The organism is Paenibacillus sp. SEL1, assembly GCF_054602535.1.
Window position 1 is genome coordinate 416,202 of sequence record NZ_CM137723.1, and the last position, 19,225, is coordinate 435,426.

At 49.0% G+C, this 19,225-nt stretch carries 11 protein-coding genes; 3 read left to right on the forward strand and 8 right to left on the reverse strand.

Annotated features, from left to right (window positions below; translation table 11 throughout):
- Window positions 1-110 precede the first annotated feature (110 nt).
- From ACYCSE_RS01945 to ACYCSE_RS01960, 4 genes are all read right to left on the reverse strand, one after another.
- Window positions 111-1,490 carry a sensor histidine kinase gene (locus ACYCSE_RS01945; RefSeq protein WP_459701111.1) on the reverse strand — a complete coding sequence of 460 codons (1,380 nt, stop codon included), beginning with the start codon at window positions 1,488-1,490 and terminating at the stop codon, window positions 111-113.
- A gap of 2 nt (window positions 1,491-1,492) precedes the next feature.
- On the reverse strand, window positions 1,493-2,203 hold the full coding sequence (locus ACYCSE_RS01950) for a response regulator transcription factor (protein WP_061828739.1): 711 nt from the start codon (window positions 2,201-2,203) through the stop codon (window positions 1,493-1,495).
- Window positions 2,204-2,371: 168 nt separating this feature from the next.
- Entirely contained in the window at window positions 2,372-2,878 is a 507-nt protein-coding gene (locus ACYCSE_RS01955) for a hypothetical protein (protein WP_459701114.1), read from the reverse strand.
- A 159-nt stretch (window positions 2,879-3,037) separates the two neighbouring features.
- Window positions 3,038-9,274 carry a WIAG-tail domain gene (locus tag ACYCSE_RS01960; RefSeq protein WP_459701116.1) on the reverse strand — a complete coding sequence of 2,079 codons (6,237 nt, stop codon included), beginning with the start codon at window positions 9,272-9,274 and terminating at the stop codon, window positions 3,038-3,040.
- A gap of 189 nt (window positions 9,275-9,463) precedes the next feature.
- Here ACYCSE_RS01960 and fabV point away from each other — a divergent pair, with 189 nt between their 5' ends.
- On the forward strand, window positions 9,464-10,651 hold the full coding sequence (fabV, locus tag ACYCSE_RS01965; protein ID WP_254325096.1) for an enoyl-ACP reductase FabV: 1,188 nt from the start codon (window positions 9,464-9,466) through the stop codon (window positions 10,649-10,651).
- A gap of 298 nt (window positions 10,652-10,949) precedes the next feature.
- Window positions 10,950-11,102, forward strand: a complete 153-nt coding sequence (locus ACYCSE_RS01970) for a DUF1540 domain-containing protein (protein ID WP_013311427.1) — start codon at window positions 10,950-10,952, stop codon at window positions 11,100-11,102.
- 173 nt (window positions 11,103-11,275) lie between these two features.
- Here ACYCSE_RS01970 and ACYCSE_RS01975 read toward each other — a convergent pair whose 3' ends face one another.
- A complete protein-coding gene (locus ACYCSE_RS01975; protein WP_069290141.1) occupies window positions 11,276-11,515 on the reverse strand; it encodes a hypothetical protein in 240 nt (79 codons plus the stop codon).
- Between the two features lie 93 nt (window positions 11,516-11,608).
- Window positions 11,609-11,980, reverse strand: coding sequence for a DUF4190 domain-containing protein (locus ACYCSE_RS01980; protein WP_061828734.1), 372 nt, complete (start codon window positions 11,978-11,980; stop codon window positions 11,609-11,611).
- 223 nt (window positions 11,981-12,203) lie between these two features.
- On the opposite strand from ACYCSE_RS01980, the gene ACYCSE_RS01985 reads away from it, so the two are divergent.
- Complete coding sequence (locus tag ACYCSE_RS01985) at window positions 12,204-12,791, forward strand: hypothetical protein (protein ID WP_440722767.1); 588 nt, start codon at window positions 12,204-12,206, stop codon at window positions 12,789-12,791.
- Between the two features lie 11 nt (window positions 12,792-12,802).
- On the opposite strand, the gene lpdD is transcribed toward ACYCSE_RS01985, so the two are convergent.
- A complete protein-coding gene (lpdD, locus tag ACYCSE_RS01990; protein WP_459701119.1) occupies window positions 12,803-13,150 on the reverse strand; it encodes a prenylated flavin chaperone LpdD in 348 nt (115 codons plus the stop codon).
- Window positions 13,151-13,329: 179 nt separating this feature from the next.
- A complete protein-coding gene (locus tag ACYCSE_RS01995; RefSeq protein ID WP_459701121.1) occupies window positions 13,330-18,843 on the reverse strand; it encodes a S8 family serine peptidase in 5,514 nt (1,837 codons plus the stop codon).
- Window positions 18,844-19,225: the final 382 nt, after the last annotated feature.

Sequence of the window (19,225 nt, forward strand, 5' to 3'; positions counted from 1 at the left end):
CCTACCAGTCAAGCTATATCTAAAATATCACCAAAAACCTCTCATACTATGTTAGATAAATGGGATATTAGGCCGAAAAAACGATCATTTTTACCCATTTCTGTACTCATTTATAACATGTGCTGGATATAGCTGAAGCGTGCTCCACCCAATGGCGAACGGGTGCAGAGTAGTTCTCCGTTCAATCGGGTAGCAATTTGACGACAAATAGCCAATCCAAGACCTGTGACACCATTCGAGCCCGCATAGAATCTTCCGAACACCTCGGCTGCCTCTTGTTCGGTCAGCCCTCCTCCATCATCATCCACATGCATAACCCATACAACCTCCGGTGTTGTCCCTGTCTCCAAATGAATGACAACCTCCGTAGAGGTGTGCCGAACTGCATTTTGCAACAAATTCAACATTATACGGAACAATTGCTCGGCCGGAACGGCCACATGCAGGCCCTCTCCCTCCACTCTAAGCGAGATAGAACGTTCAGCAGCCACCGGCATCAATAGATGAACAGCATCCTCCGCCATGCTTCTAAGATCAACGAGAGAGACAGGCCATTCCTCATTCAGCGCTTCCAGCCTTGATAGCTGCAGCAGCTTTTCCACCATATCAATTAACCGCTGGGACTGCACTTTGATGATACTCAGCCCCTCGTCCTGGGATACCACTTGATCCTGAATGGCATATACATAGCCTTGAATGGACATTAACGGTGTCCTTAGCTCGTGAGATACATTTTGTAGAAATTCAATTTGACCCTGATGGTGCTGCTGAATACGGGCGGACATGGAATGAAAGGTACCGATCAGCTCGCCAATCTCACTTTTATCCGCCTGCGGAAAATCACTATCCTGTGGCTGATTCGGTTCGTAGTTGCCTACCGCCTCTTTCAATCGTTTGAGTGGACGCACCAGACGTGAGACAACCATCAGACCAATGACGAGAATCACCAAAAAACCCGCGATGATAGACAGTAATGTGGTTCTCATTAACGGTACATACAGTGCTCTCAAGGAAGATAAGGGTGAGTATACAAAAATACGAAAAGGTTGTCCGGGCAATTCCTCATTCGTAAACAGTACCTTTTTACCTTGAAGCACAGCTACCCCTTCATGTGTAGCGGTCAGATCCTGGGGAGACGGATGAACCGATGCAAAAAATCCCTGGCGGATCAAAAGCAAACGCTCGATCTTTTTGCCTTCCATTCCAGAGACGCTTGAGTCGATGATACGGTTATCCGTGCTTAAAATAAAGTAATCGGCAGATAAAAGCACGCCCTTGATAACATAGTTGAATTCAGCATTATCCAGTCGATCAAAGCCTCCGTCGCTCATAATATGGACGGCTTTGCGCGCCTGCTCATGGAGCTTGGATTTAGCCTGATTCACCAGAATGTCGTCGATAAGCCTGATGAATAAAACGACCGTAATACAGACGGTAATAAGCATGGCGATGGACAGGGAAAGCAGTATTTTAGCTCTCATCGTACGCATGGTTACAACTCCTGAACCGTTGCTTTATATCCGAAACCCCATACGGTGTTAATGACGAGCGTAGAGTGATATTCAGCTAACTTTTTACGAATCCGTTTGACCAGATCATCCACGACTCTCACATCACCTATAAAATCATAGCTCCACACCTGCTGAATCAGATGCTCCCTGCCAAAAGGTCTCTCCAGATGATTCGCAAGAAACAGCAGCAGGTCGAATTCACGTGAGGTCAAATTCAGCTCTTGTCCGTCCACTGTAACTTTACGAAAGTCAGCAAAAATACACAGATTGCCCGCATGGCAAAGATCTGCGCTTCCTGCCGCTTGCCTATCGTCCGATGCAGACATTCCGGCCTTGCTCAGCCTCAGCATCGCTTTAACCCTTCCTACCAACTCTCTTGGATTAAAGGGCTTGGTCAAAAAATCGCTGCATCCCAGCTCCAGTCCGTGAATACGGTCGTTTTCTTCTCCACGGGCAGAGATCATAATGATCGGCATTTCTGTAAAATCACGAAGCTGAGTCAGTAGAGAAAGCCCATCAATGCCAGGCATCATAATATCAAGAACGAGACAATCCGGACGGTTCGTACGGATATGCTCTACCAGTGTTTTACCACTGGAAAAGGAAGTGACCTCGTAGGATTCTTTTTTCAAATATTCAGATATTAATTGCAAAATGAACACATCGTCATCCACTACTACTATTTTTGTCATGGCCTTAACCCCTTGCCGTTGTTCTGGATGCTTCCATCCTCTCTTTAAGCTTAACAGAAGCCCAGCAGAATAGACAAAAGACGGGTATACCGTTCCCGGTCCCGTCTTTCTTATCATGAATCGCTGCTGTATATGCCAGGCGAGCTGAAAGCTAATTACACATCAATCTTATTTCTTGGTTGTTACTACTTTAGCAGCTGTTTTTGGCGCTGTTTTCACTGTTTTTGCTGGGACTACTTTTTTAACTGGAGCTTTGTGAGTCACTTTTTTAGCTACGACATGATGTGCACGAGTTTTATGAGCTGTTGCTTTGTGTTTAACAACATTATGTTTTTTTGCATGATGTTTAACTGTACGGTGCTGCACTTTCACTGCTTTTGTTTTGTGGCTAGCCACTTTTTTCGCAACGGATTTTTTAGCAGGAGCTTTCTTCGCTTTGGTTGTTGTTTTATGAGCTGTTACAGCTTTTTTAACAGGTGCTTTCACCACAGGTGTTTTCGTCACAGGTGCTTTCACCGGTGTTTTGGTAGCCGGAGTCGTAACCGCAGGAGCTTTGATCGCTGGTGCAGTGCTCGCTGGAGTCGTTGTTGCTGTAGCGGCGAATGCACTGCTTGCTCCTCCCAGTACACTTACTACGGTCAATACGGCTGCTGCATTTTTAGTCCATTTTTTCATGATTGAATCACCTCTCCTTTAAAGTATCTTTAGCTTATCAGGAGAATTCGGGATAATTGTGGAGCAAATGTGTGAAAAGTATATGAAAAAGCGTGCAGACTCATGTATTTAGAAAATACATGAGTCTGCACGCTATGAGTTCTACAATAACCATCTTCACTAGCCAATGGCGATCCAGGAAATAATACCATAATTATGCGCGGTTTCGTTCCACTTGGTTACGACGATCACTGCTCCATTCGGTGTCTGAGATTTCAGCGTTGCATGAAAGAGAGGGTGGTTCGTCATCGCTACCAACGTGTAGTCTGGGTTTACAAAAGGCTCCCCGAATACAATGGTCACTTCCGTCTCTCCTTCACTACCTTTCAAAAGAAACGGCGCTCTGCCAAACTGCTGCAATGCGGGCTGATTCGCACAAGTACGGACCGGAGTGATGCTCAAATGCTCCGGCTTCACTGCGTTTAGCTCCAGCTCACGTGAGCCTACAGAGCCTTCCACCAGATGATGACCTTCAATGCTCTGCTCTGCCACATGATGGCTTTGTACCGCAGCAGCCTGCAGATGCTCTGGACCCACAGCTTCCGGGCTCAGTACCTCGCTGTCGACGGCCTGAGCTTGCAGATGGCTGCGAGATATACTGTTTGCCTGAAGTCTGTCGCCACTGACACCTTCCTCTGGCAAAAGTCCGGAGAGATGAATATCTGTGGACAGCTGAGCCAGTGTCACCGAGCCCGGCTTTAGGTGATGCGAATCAATAACTTCCTCTCCAATGTGGTGGCTTTCAATAGCTTCCTCAGCCACATGGCGGGACTGTATCGTTCCATCTGCAAGCTTGCTGGACGTCACCGCACCTTCCTGTATAGCATCCTCAGCCACCGCCTGCCAGCTTACATGCTGTGGCTGAATTGCCCCTGCCTGCAGATGTTCCGACTGGATTGAATCCAGCGCGATATGTCTGGACTGCACCACGCCCTCTGCCAGCGCGGACCCTTGAATCGCCCCATCGGCCAAATGCTGAGCGTGTACGGCATGTTCCGTCAAATGCACGGAGTTTACGCTGGCTTCTGCCAGATTCGAAGCACGCACCGCCCGAAGCGCAAGCTTCTCAGCGTTCACGCTGCCTGCCTGGAGCGCGTGAACCGATACACTCCCGGGGGCAATATGCCGGGTCATCACTGCCGAAGCCTCCAAATGGGCAGAGGTGACAGATTCAGGAGCCAGATGGCTCGACTGGACGGCCTCTTCTGCCAAATGATTGGCTTGCACTGCTTCGTCCGTAATATGCCACGGCTGGACCGAATGAGGAGATATTTTGGCAGCAGTCACGCCATCATCCGCCAGTTTGTCGGACGTAACCGACTCATCCTTCAAAGCATCAGTCGATATTGCTTGTGATGCGATATGCACACCCTGAATGGTTCCAAGGTGCAGATGGTGCGGCTGAATGGACTCCGGTGCGATATGCACGGACTTCACTGCCCCCTCTGCCAACGCTCTGTCCTGTACTGCGCCCGTTGCCAAGTGCCGGGGATGTACGGCATGCTCAGACAACTGCGAAGGGCCGACGCTGCCTTCCGCGAGATTCGTGGCTTGCACCGAGCGTGCCGCCAGCTTTTCCGAGGTGACGCTTTCTGCTTGAAGCGCACGACCTGACACACTGTCCACGGCCAGATGTCTCGCAAACACCGAAGAAGCCTGTAAATGATCAGAGGTGACGGATTCCGAGGCCAAATGGTTCGACTGGATGGACTCTTCTGCCAAATGATTGGCTTGCACCGCTTCGTCTGTAATGTGCCATGGCTGGACCGAGTGGGCAGACAGCTTAGCGGCAGTCACGCCCTCATCCGCCAATTTGTCGGACGTAACGGATTCATCCTGTAAAGCATCGTTCGATATCGCCTGTGATGCGATATGCACACCCTGAATGGTTCCAATTTGTAGATGATGCGACTGGATGGACTCTGGTGCGATATGCACGGACTTCACTGCCCCCTCTGCCAGCGCTCTGTCCTGTACTGCGCCAGGTACCAAATGCCGGGGGTGTACGGCATGCTCAGACAACTGTGAAGGGCCGACGCTTCCTTCCGCGAGATTCGTCGCTTGCACCGAGCGTGCCGCCAGCTTTTCCGAGGTGATGCTTTCTGCTTGAAGCGCACGACCTGACACACTATCAACGGCCAGATGTCTCGCAAACACCGAGGAAGCCTGTAAATGATCAGAGGTGACGGATTCAGGAGCCAAATGGTTCGACTGGATGGACTCTTCTGCCAAATGATTGGCTTGCACCGCTTCGTCTGTAATGTGCCACGGCTGGACCGAGTGGGCAGACAGCTTGGCGGCAGTCACGCTCTCATCCGCCAATTTGTCGGACGTAACGGATTCATTTTGCAAAGCATCGTTCGATATCTCCTGTGAGGCGATATGCACACCCTGAATGGTTCCCGTTTGCAGATGATGCGACTGGATGGACTCCGGTGCGATATGCACGGACTTTACTACCCCTTCTGCCAGCGCTCTGTCCTGTACTGCGCCGGGTGCCAAATGCCGGGGATGTATCGCCTGCGCAGACAGATGTGAAGGGCCGACGCTGCCTTCCGCGAGATTTAACGCTCGCACCGAGTGTGCCGCCAGCTTTTCCGAGGTGACGCTTTCTGCTTGAAGCGCACTACTGGATACGCTATCCGAGGCCAGATGGCTTGCAAGCACCGTTGAAGCCTGCAAATGGGCAGATCTGACGGATTCCCGGGCCAAATGGTTGGACTGGACAGCCTCTTCTGCCAAATGATTGGCTTGCACCGCTTCGTCTGTAATGTGCCACGACTGGACCGAGTGGGCAGACAGCTTGGCGGCAGTCACGCCCTCATCCACCAGTTTGTCGGACGTAACGGACTCATCCTGCAAAGCATCGGTCGATATCGCGTGTGAGGCGATATGCACACCCTGAATGGTTCCCGTTTGCAGATGATGCGACTGGATGGACTCCGGTGCGATGTGCACGGATTTCACTGCCCCTTCTGCTAGCGCTCTGTCCTGTACTGCACCCGTTGCCAAGTGCCGGGTGTGTATCGCTTGCGTGGACAGATGTGGAGGGCCGACACTGCCTTCTGCGAGATTCGTCGCTTGCACCGAGTGTGCCGCCAGCTTTTCCGAGGTGATGCTTTCTGCTTGAAGCGCACTACTAGATACGCTATCTGGAGCTAGATGGCTCGCAAGCACCGCTGAGGCCTGCAAATGGGCAGAGGTGACAGATTCCCGGGCCAGATGATTGGACTGGACGGCTTCTTCTGCCAGATGTTTGGCTTGCACCGCTTCGTCTGTAATGTGCCACGGCTGGACCGAGTGGGCTGACAGCTTGGCGGCAGTCACACCCTCATCCGCCAGTTTATCGGACGTAACAGACTCATCCTGCAAAGCATCGGTCGATATGGACTGTGACGCGATGTGCTCTCCCTGAATGGTTCCAATTTGCAGATGATGTGGCTGAATGGATTCCGGTGCGATGTGCACGGACTTCACTGCCCCCTCTGCCAGTGCTCTATCCTGTACTGCTCCAGCTGCCAGATGCCGAGTGTGCACCGACTGCGCAGAAAGATGTGAAGGGCCGATGCTGCCTTCCGCGAGGTTCATTCCTTGTACCGAGCGCGCTGCCAGCTTTTCCGAGGTGACGCTTTCCGCTTGAAGCGCACGACCGGACACACTATCCGGGGCCAAATGTCTCGTGAGCACCGAGGAAGCCTGTAGATGCACCGAGGTGACCGCTCCTGCAGCCAGATGTGCCGAATCCACGGCCGCCACAGCCAAATGGTTGCTTTGTACAGCTTCGTCCATAATATGTCCGGACTGCACGGCATGGGCAGACAGTTTGGTGGGAGTTACGCTTCCCTCCGACAGTTTGGCAGAGGTGACCGATTCATCCTGTAAGGCCGGAGTAGCTATAGCCTGCAATGCGATATGCTCTCCCTGAATGACCCCGCTTTGCAAGTGCTCCGATTGGATGGATTCGGGCGCAAGATGTACAGACTTTACAGCGTTCTGGGCTAATTCCGTCTCCTGTACTGCTCCTGCAGCCAAATGCTGAGTGTGTACGGCTTGCGCAGCCAAATGTCCGGGACCCACGCTGTTTTCTGCCAGATTAGAAGCCTGCACAGCACGGGCCGCTAGCTTCTCAGAGGTGACACTTTCTGACTGAAGTGCATGACCGGATACACTGTCGGGGGCGAGGTGTTTGGTTTGGACCGATGCAGATTGCAAATGATTAGAGGTGACCGATTCTGGAGCGAGATGATTCGCCTCCACCGCTTCAACAGCCAGATGGTTACTCTGCACCGCTTTATCCGTAATATGCCACGGCTGCACGGAACGAGCAGACAGCTTAGAGGAAGTGACACTACCCTCAGCTAACTTAGGAGCCGTAATCGCCAAATCATTGATTTTATCCGTGGCCACACTTTCCGGCGATAGTTTCAGTGAAGTAACGGCATGGTCCTGCAAATGATGGGAGTACACCGCTCCGCTGGCCAAATGCGCGGTTTGAACAGCGCCTTCCCCTAGTATGTCTGCGGTAACGGACTGTTCTTGCAAAGCCGAGGTTCCAACACTGTCTTCCCCAAGATGTTTGCTCAGCACAGAACTCTGGGCCAAATGGGTCGAATCGACAGATTGAGCCTGCAATGCCTTTCCACCCACACTGTTGTCGGCAAGGTGGTTTTCACGAATCCCCCCCGTTGCAATGTGTGCGTGTGTAATGGCTTGAGGGGCAATCTTATTTCCAGTTACCGCTCCTGTGGCAATTTTAGGTTCTGTCACTGCTTCGTCAGCAATTTTGTCAGACTTAATCGCGCTCGAGGCAATGTGATTTTCCTTGACAGCCTGATTCGCCACATGGTGTTCCAGCACTGCCCCCTTCCCTAATTTCTCGCTCGTCACAGCCCCGGAATGCAAATGTTGCTCCGTAACCGCCTCCGATGCAATATGATCTTTTCGAATGATTTCCGACTGGAGGTGTACGGAAGAGACTGCCTCCGGAGAAATTTGGGGACCTTGTATGGCTGCTGTAGCAATATGTCTGGTAAGTACCGCCTCGTCGGCAATTTTGTGTGGTAAAATGCTCTGATCCGATATTTTGGATGAAGTGACGGATTGATCGACAATTTGCAATGAGCCTACAGATTGATCTGCCAGTTTATTGGACTGAATGCTCCGATCCGCCAGGTGGCGGGCTGTCACTTGGCCCGTTCCAATCTGCTCTTCCCCGATGGAGCCAGGACTCAGATGCTTTCTTTCAATCGCTCCAGCCTGAATGTGCGCACTGGTCACTGCCTCAGACTCCAGATGGCGCCCGCTAACAACGCCTTCCTCCAATTGTTCCTTACCCACAATTCCATTGGATAGCTGCTTGCGATTAATCGAACCGGGGGCCAGATGCCTTGCATGAACGGCATGCTCGGTCAGGTGTGCACTCTCAATGCTGCCAGCTTGGATTTTAGCTCCATCCACAGCACCATCCCGCAGTTTGGAAGTGGTCACAGATTGATCGCCCAGCTTGGAGCTGTCGACAGCTTCATTAGCCAAATTGTTCGATTGAATCGTACCACTGCGAATTTTATCCGAGGTGACCGACTGATCTTGAAGCATATCTGAAGACACGATCCATTGCTTGAAGTGACGGCTCTCAATGGAGCCATTCGCAATATGATCACCGCTGATAATCTTATCAGCCAGCTTCTCAGGAGTGATGCTGCCATCTCGAAGCTTTTCACCGCCGATGGAGCGATCCTGCAATTTACTGCCTGACACCGATGCGTCCGACAGATGTTCCACCGTAATGGAGTCTGCGGCAATCTTCGAAGAAGTCACAGCACCGTCGGCTATCTTAATCGTTTGAACGGCATAATCCGCCAGAGATTCCGTGTGGATGCTCTCTTGTTTCAGCTTGCTGAAATCTATGGAAGCGGGAGCGATCTTCTCACCCGTCACAGCGAAATCGCTCAAATCGTCTGTATAGATGAAAGCATTGTTTACATGTGGGGCCTTCTTATTGCTCAAAATTTCCTCCACATCAATTGGATCAGGTTCTGGTTCTGGCTCCGGCTCTGGTTGTGGTTCTGGTTCTAGCTCTTGGGGTTCCTCTATCGACACTTGAGTCTCCTCTGCATCCACACCTTCAACCTCTGTCTCATGCGAAACCTCGATTTCAGGTTCGACAACAGTCTGTAGCTCCGGCTCCTCTTTGGTTGGGGGAGGCGGAGAAGCAACTTGATGAAGTCTTGCTTCTGTCTCCCTCTCCGCAGGCTGTGGCTTCACGCGCTGTATCATACTTAATTCATTCATATCCGGGTCAATTACACTATAGAGCGGCTTTTTGTTTCTTATGGTTTTGCGGCTCTTATTCTTCAAGCAGCTCTCTCCCTTCTCGTATTTATCGTTACAGCATCATATGCAGGCCCTTAGGCACTTGCCACCCCGTGCAAGGATACACTTTTGGGTAAAAAGGATACTTACTGAAATCCACGTTTGAAAAAAAATAGTTAAAAGTTAAAATAGTAAGGGTGAAGATCGCTACAAGAAGAGAGGAATTACAATAACATGATTATCAAACCAAGAACACGTGGCTTTATCTGCACCACTGCTCATCCGGTGGGCTGTGCCCAACATGTTCAGGAGCAAATTGACTATGTACAGGCCCGTCCTGCTATCCAGGGACCCCGTAATGTACTTGTGATCGGGGCATCTGCCGGATATGGGTTGGCTTCTCGCATTACTGCTGCCTTCGGTGCGCGTGCCAATACAATTGGTGTATATCGCCCTAGTAATGCTACGGCCACACGTACAGCATCGGCAGGCTGGTACAATTCTGCTGCATTTGAAAAAGCTGCTCAGGAAGCTGGGCTTAAATCCTTAAGCGTGACAGGCGATGCCTTCTCGGATGAGATCAAAGCCAAAACGGTGGAAGCCATTCGCGAAGAACTGGGACAAGTCGATCTGGTGGTTTACAGTGTCGCTTCAGGTCGTCGTACAAATCCTCGCACAGGCGAAACGTTTAATTCCGTGCTCAAACCTATTGGTAAGCCTTACACAAACAAGACCGTTAACTTCCACACCGGGGAAGTCAGCAGCGTGACGCTTGAACCCGCAACAGAAGAAGAAGTACAAGCAACGGTAGAGGTTATGGGTGGTGAGGACTGGAAATTGTGGATTGACGCCTTGCGTGAAGGCGGTGTATTGGCTGATACTGCAACAACCTTCTCCTTTTCGTATATTGGTTCAGATATTACGCAAGCCATCTACAGAGAAGGCAGTATCGGAAGTGCAAAGGATCATTTGGAGGAGACAGCGCATCAGCTGAACGATCAGCTGAAAGTTACAGGCGGACGCGCCTTCGTCGCAGTCACCAAAGGACTCGTTACCCAATCTAGCTCCGCTATCCCTGTCGTTCCTCTGTATATTTCTGCTTTATATAAGGTAATGAAGGAAAAAGGGCTGCATGAAGGGTGCGTAGAACAGAGCTACCGCCTGTTTGCTGAGCGTCTGTACGCACCAGAAACTCCTGTAGATGAAGAAGGACGTATTCGTATTGATGATTGGGAACTGCGCGAAGACGTACAGGCAGAGGTTGAAAAGATATGGGAGGCGCTGACGACCAACAATATCTACGAATTGTCAGATCTTGAAGGATATCGTCACGAATTTTTCCAACTGTTCGGCTTTGAGTTTGAGGGCGTAGACTATGATGCTGACATCGATCCCATCGTAAATATTCCTAACGTGCGCTAAGTCTTTTCATATCGTCATTATGTCAGAAAAACAAAAAAAGCTGTTCTCCAGCAGAGAAACATTTCGTTCTGCATGGAGGACAGCTTTTGTTTTTTAATTAAAAGGGACACTTATGTCCGCTTCGAACTGCAAAATGAAGCAAACATTGCAATTTTAGATTTCATTTGATATTGTACAAGCAGGCATAGCAAAATCCCTCTTCCTAACAAGAGGGTAAACACAGTTGGACAAGTCCTACCTTGACTGACCGTGATACTATTTGCTCAGCCCATCACAACCATATAAGGAGGTGTACAACATGGCAAAAGACGTTCTGTGTGAAGTCAATTCATGTACGTACTGGGCCCAAGAAAATAAATGTAGCGCTAGCTCCATTTATATCGTAAGCAACAGACCTGAAGACACTCACAAATCCGAAGAAACAGACTGCAAAACCTTCGAAGCCAAGTAAATCTTTGATTTCAAGCCTAAGCTTTATAATGAAGGAGCCCATGCCCGGGTTCCTTCTTTCTTATGATATTCTAACAAGAATGATAATTATTATCAAGTCCTTTTTCGGTACAGAAAAGCGCTATTCAATCCACACAATCATTTCTCTGCTCAACGTTTGGTTGCAGGCTTACTTTATAAAGCCACGTCGAAAAGGACCCTGCTGTTCTCTCTAAAAACAAAAAAAGAAGCGTCGCTCTGAACGATTCGCTTCTTGTGCTTGACCTTTTGTAATTGTTCTTGCTTGGTCGGCTTCATTCGTATGTGCTGTGAAATCTCGCCATAATGGTCATTCGTTTTGCGGCTCTGTGCCGCACAATAGATTCCAGCGCGTTTTGCCTTGCTCAGCGCTTTTTGTGTTTGAGTACGTGCCATACGGCTTCACTCTCCTTCTTTGGACTCCTTTTATCATAACATCCAATAGTCAAATCGTGAATGGTTTGTCTGACTCAAGCATTCTTCAATTCATTAAATGTCTGAAAAAACATCTGGATCGCCACTGGAGGCCGCTACAATAAAAACAATAACTATAAAAATGATGATCAGTGTATAAATCAGTGTACCGATAATACTACATACCAATCCAGCAATGGCCATACCTCTGCCTTGCTCGCCATGACGGTTAATTTCCTTCAGGGAAAGACTGGACAAAATAATACCCACAATTCCGATAATCAACCCGAGATAGGGAATGACCACAGATAAAATCCCAAGCACCATCGAGGCAACAGCTTTACTATTCGTAGGTGGAACTACTGGGGGCGGGTTAAATGGGGCGTTATAATCGTTCGTCTCCTGAAAAGGATCGGAAGATCGAGGCTCCTTGTACAAATCACTCATCTGTTAAATTCAACTCCAATACGAAAAATAGCAATTATATAAGTTCTAGGGTACCACAATCTTACAAATCAGGACAGTACTTATTTCAATTTTTTAAATTAGAACGTTAAAAAGAAGAAACATAGCGATATTAGCACTTTTTGAGGTAACCGGGCATACAGTATTTTACCTGTTACAGATCAATTGCGCTCCATGAGAGCATCCTGCCAAGGAGGTCGGAGCTATGCTATATCGTGCAACATCCCGTAGAAAGGGCTCGCCTCACCAACGTTTAAATGCAGAAACACTTAGGAAAATATCCGCTGCCATGCTGCCCTTTTACAAAGCTATTGCAACCCGACGTGCTTTTGCCGTCCAATGGTCACGAGCTGTCGTTCAGGGCAATTTGGATCGGATGAAATCCCTTCTCTGCTCAGTAGCGCCATTTGCCGCTAAACAAGGCTTAGGCACGAATGGCATCGGCTACTTTATTTCCTTTTTAGCTCAGCCACCGATGCTCTATTATACGAATGGAACGACGATTCCACCAGGGACTGTGCAGTTTACGTTTGAGCCGAGGGTTCATCGCGCCATCGCAAAAGCCGTTTTTCCGCTGTATCGCGAATTGGCACGCAATCCATGTTTTGCTTCTGCCTTAGCTAAAGCGATCAACAGACAAGACCAGCGTGCAGTTCATGTCATGATCCGTAGTTTAATTCCATCCTCTGCGCTGAAATCCGTACAAATTGAGGATGATGGCTTTGCATTGCTTTTTAAGTATCCCTTTAGCAAGTATCCCTATCGCAATCTGCTCTTTCAGGAGTTCACTTAAAAAGGTTGCTACTAGCGTGCTTGCTTGAGTTCTCCTATGAGATCTTTTCCCAGTTGTATAGCCATATCTGTCAGCACTCGGATTTCGTCCTTGGTTGCATGATCCAAATGTGCCCCGCAGCAAATGGCAAAATTGCCCGCAAACTCTTTTCGCAAGCGAACTGCAATTTCTTCGGTAATATAAAATTCCTTATGGTTTTGTAATTGCACATTTTGAATCGGCTCGAGCCTGGCCCCTGCTGTAATCGTTCCCAAATGCGGCTGATCACCGCCAGAAATGAGTACAATGATATCTTCCCCCATAAAATAGGCATCCAGCACAAGACGGATACGTCCGCTTTCTTTTTGCAAATGAATCATATAATCCTCTCCTGCTAAAAATATTATTGTGAAACGATTCACTTTATGAGCATTATTCATTGTATCGCTTCCTGAACGGCTCGACAATTAAAAATGGCCCACAGCAGCCTCTATAAACCGTGGCTTGCTGTGGGCCTTCATTGCTATTCTAAAAGAAGCCTTCCCTTTCCTACTGGCTGTTAACGGATCGTGATCGTATGCACAGTCTTACCGCTTGCGCCGTCATTATCCGTCACCGTTAGCTCTACGGTATACGTTCCAGCTGTGGTGAATTTATGCTTCACCTTGGAACCGACTGCCGTATCGCCATCGCCAAAATTCCAGCTGTAGCTGACGATTTCACCATCTACATCACGGGAAGCTTTGGCGTTAAATTGTACATTTTTGTTCTTCTTAGCTGATTCATTAGCCTGAATAATGGCTACTGGCTTTTCATTGGATGTAGGTGGATTCGGATCAGGGTTCTGTCCTCCACCATTGGTTACATATAATTTTCCCGGCGCCTCCGTCTCCACTTCATTTCCCGCTGCATCCCTTACCCGGATCACGATGACTCCGCCTTCCAGATTCAGAGAAGATGTAGTGAAATAAGTACCTTCATAGTGGCCTGACGAAGTTTCATTTAATGGAATATCGTTGCGGCCCAAAGTGGACAGGTTGAAAGGCAGCTCCACATGGAAGGACGCCTCCAAACCGGATGCACTGTCAAAGGATACTCGTACCGGCTGCCCTGGAGTAATACGCACATCCTCCGCAGGGCTAATGTTTTCAAGCTTCGGCAGAGCTGTATCGACATACACCGAGCGCGTAACGGTTGTTTCGTTTTCGGCAAGATCCTTGGCCGTCACCGTAATTTGATTTTCGCCTTCGTTGATAAGCAATCGCTTGTTAAAGCTGCCGTCACTTCCAAATTCGGCTGGCTCGCCGTTAATCGTCAAATCGGTGAGGAATTCGTCATACACCGTACCGGTGACGCTCACGACACCCGCATTCGTACGGGCTCCTTCATCTGGCGAAGTCAGGATCAGACCCGGTTTAGTCTGGTCAAGTGTCACGACCACCGGTTCGGAACGATCCGTTATTTTGCCGTATACCGCTGCTTGGACACTTAGCGGATTAGCACCTGGCTGAAGATCAACCGACAAACTGAACTGGCGATCCTTCACTTTCGTTGTGCCAGCCAGTTCCTTACCGTTAAAGAGCTGAATATCGGCTCCTTCTGCCGGGGAAGTTCCTGTTACGGTAATCGACTCTTCCTGCGTATACGTAGCCTTCGTAGGAGTCATAATCGTTGGAGCATTCACCGGATATCTGACGATAGCCCGGATCATGTAGTTCCCTTCCTCCTCAGGTGATTGGCTCCATGCTCCGCTTACACCTTGCCAGCTGCGAAGTGCATTCGGGCCACTCTCATCTGTAGCAAGACCTGGCGACTGTGTGCCTACAGCAGACTGTGTATATACGATGTAGAAGTCACCTTGAACCGTCACCGGCTCTGGAAGCTGCACCGTCGTCCATTGTGTCTCATCCCTTACGGCAGTCCCGTCGAATGGACCAGCTAATAATCGTCCAGGTGCTCCTGCCGCACCGGAGGCGTCATAGATAGAATATTGGAATGCCGTTCCTCCCGGATTCGGGAAGGCAGAGTTCCAGAACAAAAGCGATGCTCCTGTCACTTGAGCCACTTCCGACTCAGGCGTCATTCTGACTGCCCATGAATTGCCTGCCGCGTTAAAGGCTCTAGCATTTTCTCCTGTCCCGTCATCGTAGGCAATGCCTCCCTGGAACCCGATGAAAGGTTTCAACGTGACATTCGCTTCCACACTACCGTTCGCAGGAGCAGTAACGGATACACTGTCACTATAATAATTCTCAGCTGAAATGGACAATGTGTATGTTCCTTCCAGCACGTCCAGCGTAAATTCTCCAGCCTCATTCGTCTCTACCGGAGCAATACGCGCATCCTCCAGCACCAACACTTTCGCTTTTTGGATCGGTTCACCGGATTGCTTGTCGGTAATGACCCCGTGAATCGTACCGTGAGGTACGGCCTGAAGACTAAAGTTTGCTCTGATGACTTTGTTATTCTCAATCGTGACTGCTTTCGTTTGAGGCACATAACCATAGGCTTCAGCCTTCAGCGTATAGTCGCCCGCTACATGAGTGAAGCTGTATTTGCCTGTGGTCGGATCCGTTTTCACCGAACGTCCGGTTTCCAATACCGTAACCGTAGCGCTGGCTGGAAGACTGTCGAGCCCGACACGTCCACTATCCACCGTTGTTTCTGCCGGCTTCACTTTCTCCTGGAATTCACTCTTTTCAGTGCTTGTAATTTTGTACAGCGGGAATTGTTCTTCCGCTTTTTCCAGCTTGATATTCGACTCAGGTACGATGTCCTTGGTCACTGTCGCAGCTGGAATGCCCAGCACACGGAAATCGTCAATGTACCAGCCGTTCTTGTTCACACTGTTATCCGATTTCAAACGGAAGCGAATTTGAATCTCATTGCCGGTGTAGCTATCCAGATTGTAGTAAACTGGACTCCACTTTTTCCCATTCGTGTTGTGAGAGAATTTGCCCAGCTCGCTCCACGTGTCACCATTGTTTTTGGACACTTCCACATAACCGTAATCATAGCCGGCCTCAATTTCAAACCAGTGATTGAAGGTCAGTGTTGCGTTGCGTACAGCCTGCAAATTAATTTTGGGAGAAACCAGCGAAAATTCAGCTCCGTTCTCATAATTGCTATCAAGATCGGTTGCCCACACATTGGGTCTGGACGCTGCGTTTTCTGGTCCTACTTCCTTGGGAATGCCGCGTTCCCATTCATCCTTGGTACCGGAATAAGTCCAGCCATTATCCGAGCTGCCGTCAAAATGATCGCTATACAGCGTATCTGGCACGTCTACTCTCAGAGAAGCCTCATTCGACTTGATTCCTTCATTGCCACTATAATCCTCAGCCGCCACTGCATAATGATAGGTCGCTCCACCGACCGTGATGGTATCTGTGAGTGTCAGTGCTGAGGTTGTACCGATGGAAGTATAATTTTTGCCTGATTGGGTAGAACGATACACCTTGTACTGCTTTACATCCTCATCGGAGGAAGCATTCCAGGCCAGTGTGACGTTGCCCACAGTATCTGCTTCAGCAGTCAAATTGCTCGGCGCAGCAGGTGCAACGGTGTCTGGCTCCTGAATCGACAGATCGTCAATATACCAGCCATCTTTCACAACCGTATTGTCACTCGTAAAGTTGAACAGGAGGTATACCTTTTGACCCGCGAATGCCCGCAAATCAAGATATTGTGTTTTCCAGCCATTGCTGGTGCCGGTAAACGATAATACCTGCTCAAACGCATTCTGATTGTTTGTGGTTGCTACGTACACTTTGCCGAAATCAGAATTGTTTTCAAGATCGTACCAATGCTTGAAGCTGACCAGTGCCCCTTTTGAGCTCTCGGTCAGATCAATCGGAGGGGCCATAAAATAACTGTTGGAGTTGGCCTGATATTGGCCTTCGAGATTAGTCGCGATGACCTTTGTACCCGAATGTGCGCTTTTAGGGCCGCTTGTCGGAGTTCCCCATTTCCAAACACTGCCCTGTCCACCGATATTAATACCGGCAATGTCTTTTTCGAAGTCTTGTGTGTAGCCTGGTTTTACACCTTTGGAGATTTTAACCTTGTATACTTCAGTTTCAAATCCATTATTACCATAATCATTTACACGAATATAGTATTCCAGACCAGCGCTGTCCACCAAAAAAGTCGGGATAGACGCTTGATATGTACCATCTTTGCTGTCGCCGGAGGTCCGTTCCAACGGAATATATACATAGTTTGACGTACCTGCTGTTTTGGCAAAGGCCTCAACGGCTGTCACGCCGACATCATCCGTTACATGAGCAGTCAGAGGTATATCAATACCCTCGAATGCCGCTGCGGGCGGTGTATGCTCGAGAACAGGTGCTTCCAGATCGTCGCCACCCGTTACAACTTTACCAGACACGGAGCCCAGACCTTGCATGACCGAACCGACTGCATCCAGCGCATTAATGACACCATGTCCGTAGCCATTATTTGGCGAAGTAGGATATGTGCTGTCCGTGCGCGGTGTAGCTGTGTTCATCAAAATTTCCTCAAGCTGATCTACGGTAAGCGAATGATTCGCTTGCAGCAACAGAGCTGCAAGGCCCGCAACATGAGGTCCCGCCATGGAAGTACCGTTATACCCGCCTTTATAGGCGCCACCAGCGACAGATGACCGGATATTAACACCCGGTGCGGAAACTTCTGGCTTCACCTCACCATAGGGTGATGGTCCTAACAATGAGAAGCTGGCCAGATTATCATTGCTATCCGTGGCTCCAGTAGCGAAGGATTCCGGATAGTTTGCCGGATTGGCTACCGAGGCAGGTCCGCCCGGATTGGAAAGAGAGGTATTACCTGCGGAGAATTCGGGGAAGATTTGAGCATCCCGCCATGCCTGAACCACAGGCCGGAACCATTCATCAAGACCCGGTCCGCCTCCCCACGAGTTGTTCACTACGTCTGGAGCAAGCTCGGGATGAAGATTCCCTTGGGCATCTTTTGGCGCAAGCAGCCATTGACCGCCATCCAGTATAATCGCATCCGTCGTTTCCGGATTAAAAATCCGAACCGCAATCCACTTCGCACCAGGTGCAACGCCAACTCGATTCGTTCCGTTTTCCTCAGAGCCGACCATCGTGCCCATCGTATGTGTACCATGGGAATCGTCTTCCTGATCGACCGGAAGCGTCGCATGACTATGCGGATCGTACCAGCTCAGCTCGGGATTCACGACATTGCCTGCCGCGTCCAGCCCCCGCCATTTGCGATGAAGGGCCGGATGTGTATAATCTACACCTGTATCCAGATTGGCAACCACGATTCCGGTTCCGTCAATTCCCTTTTCCCACACTTGTGGTGCGTTAATATGGGATATGTTCCATTCCACCGTAGATGGGTCTACAGCGTTCTTACCTGCATTGCCAGGCTTAGCCGATGTTTTGCCATCGTCCTTCTCCAGCTCAACAGCCTTCTCTACCGTTGCAGACTTCGCCGTTGCTGCTGTGGCTGTTTCAGCTGTTTCAGCCGTTTTGGCATTTGCTCCCTCTGCTTGCTTGTCAACCGTCACCTTTTGCAGATAACGCGTTTCATTCGGCAAGACTTTATCGACCTCAGGCAGCTGCGAAATATGATCCAGCACCTCCTTGGTGCTTGTTACAGCCAATGCATTCACAATAAAAAAGCTTTTATATTCCTTCACTCCGCCGCTCTCTGATTGCTTATCCAAATAATTTTCAAGCCCATATTGGGTTCTTGAAGCCGTTTCACGCAGAGAACTGATCACATGGCTGCGCGCAGCCATTTTGGCAGCGGAAGGTGTTATTTTCTCAAGTGAGGCCTTTTGGAGTGCATTTTTAGAAACCTTGTTGGTGTCTACCTGTTCTTTTAATTTGACCAGATAGGTAACATAGTTATTCTCCTCAAACTGTTTGGTCAGTTTCGGGGACACCTTCGCGGTCGTGACCTTGTGCGAGGCGGATTTCAGCTCCAGCTTGGAGCCATCCGGTGTGTTATTCGCCAAAGCAGGTTGAACAAAGGAAAAGGCCATGAGCAAAGATAGTCCGATAGATAGTGGTTTCTTGAATCGTTTAGGTTTAATCAATTACTTCTCCACTCCTTTTACTAGGTTTAATGTTTCTGGAATAACCTGTACAGAGTAAGACCTCATACCTTACACATCAAACACACGGGTTGCGCAACACGATGTGGTTGGCGACCACCTCCTTCATAGAATATAGAGGCACAAAAATATTTGGCTGTTCATAGGTGGTGGTACTTCATAGGTGAGTTTACTATCCCAATAGGAAGCGATGAAATTCAGTAGAAACCAAGGAGAAAAAGCAGGAGAACTTCGAAGAAAAACATGTTATATCATTACAGTTTATATTAAAAATTGATATATAATCATATATTATGGAATAGTATAAAGTTATCAAAACAGATATACAAGTCATTTTTTTGCATTTTTCTTGAAATTCTATGAC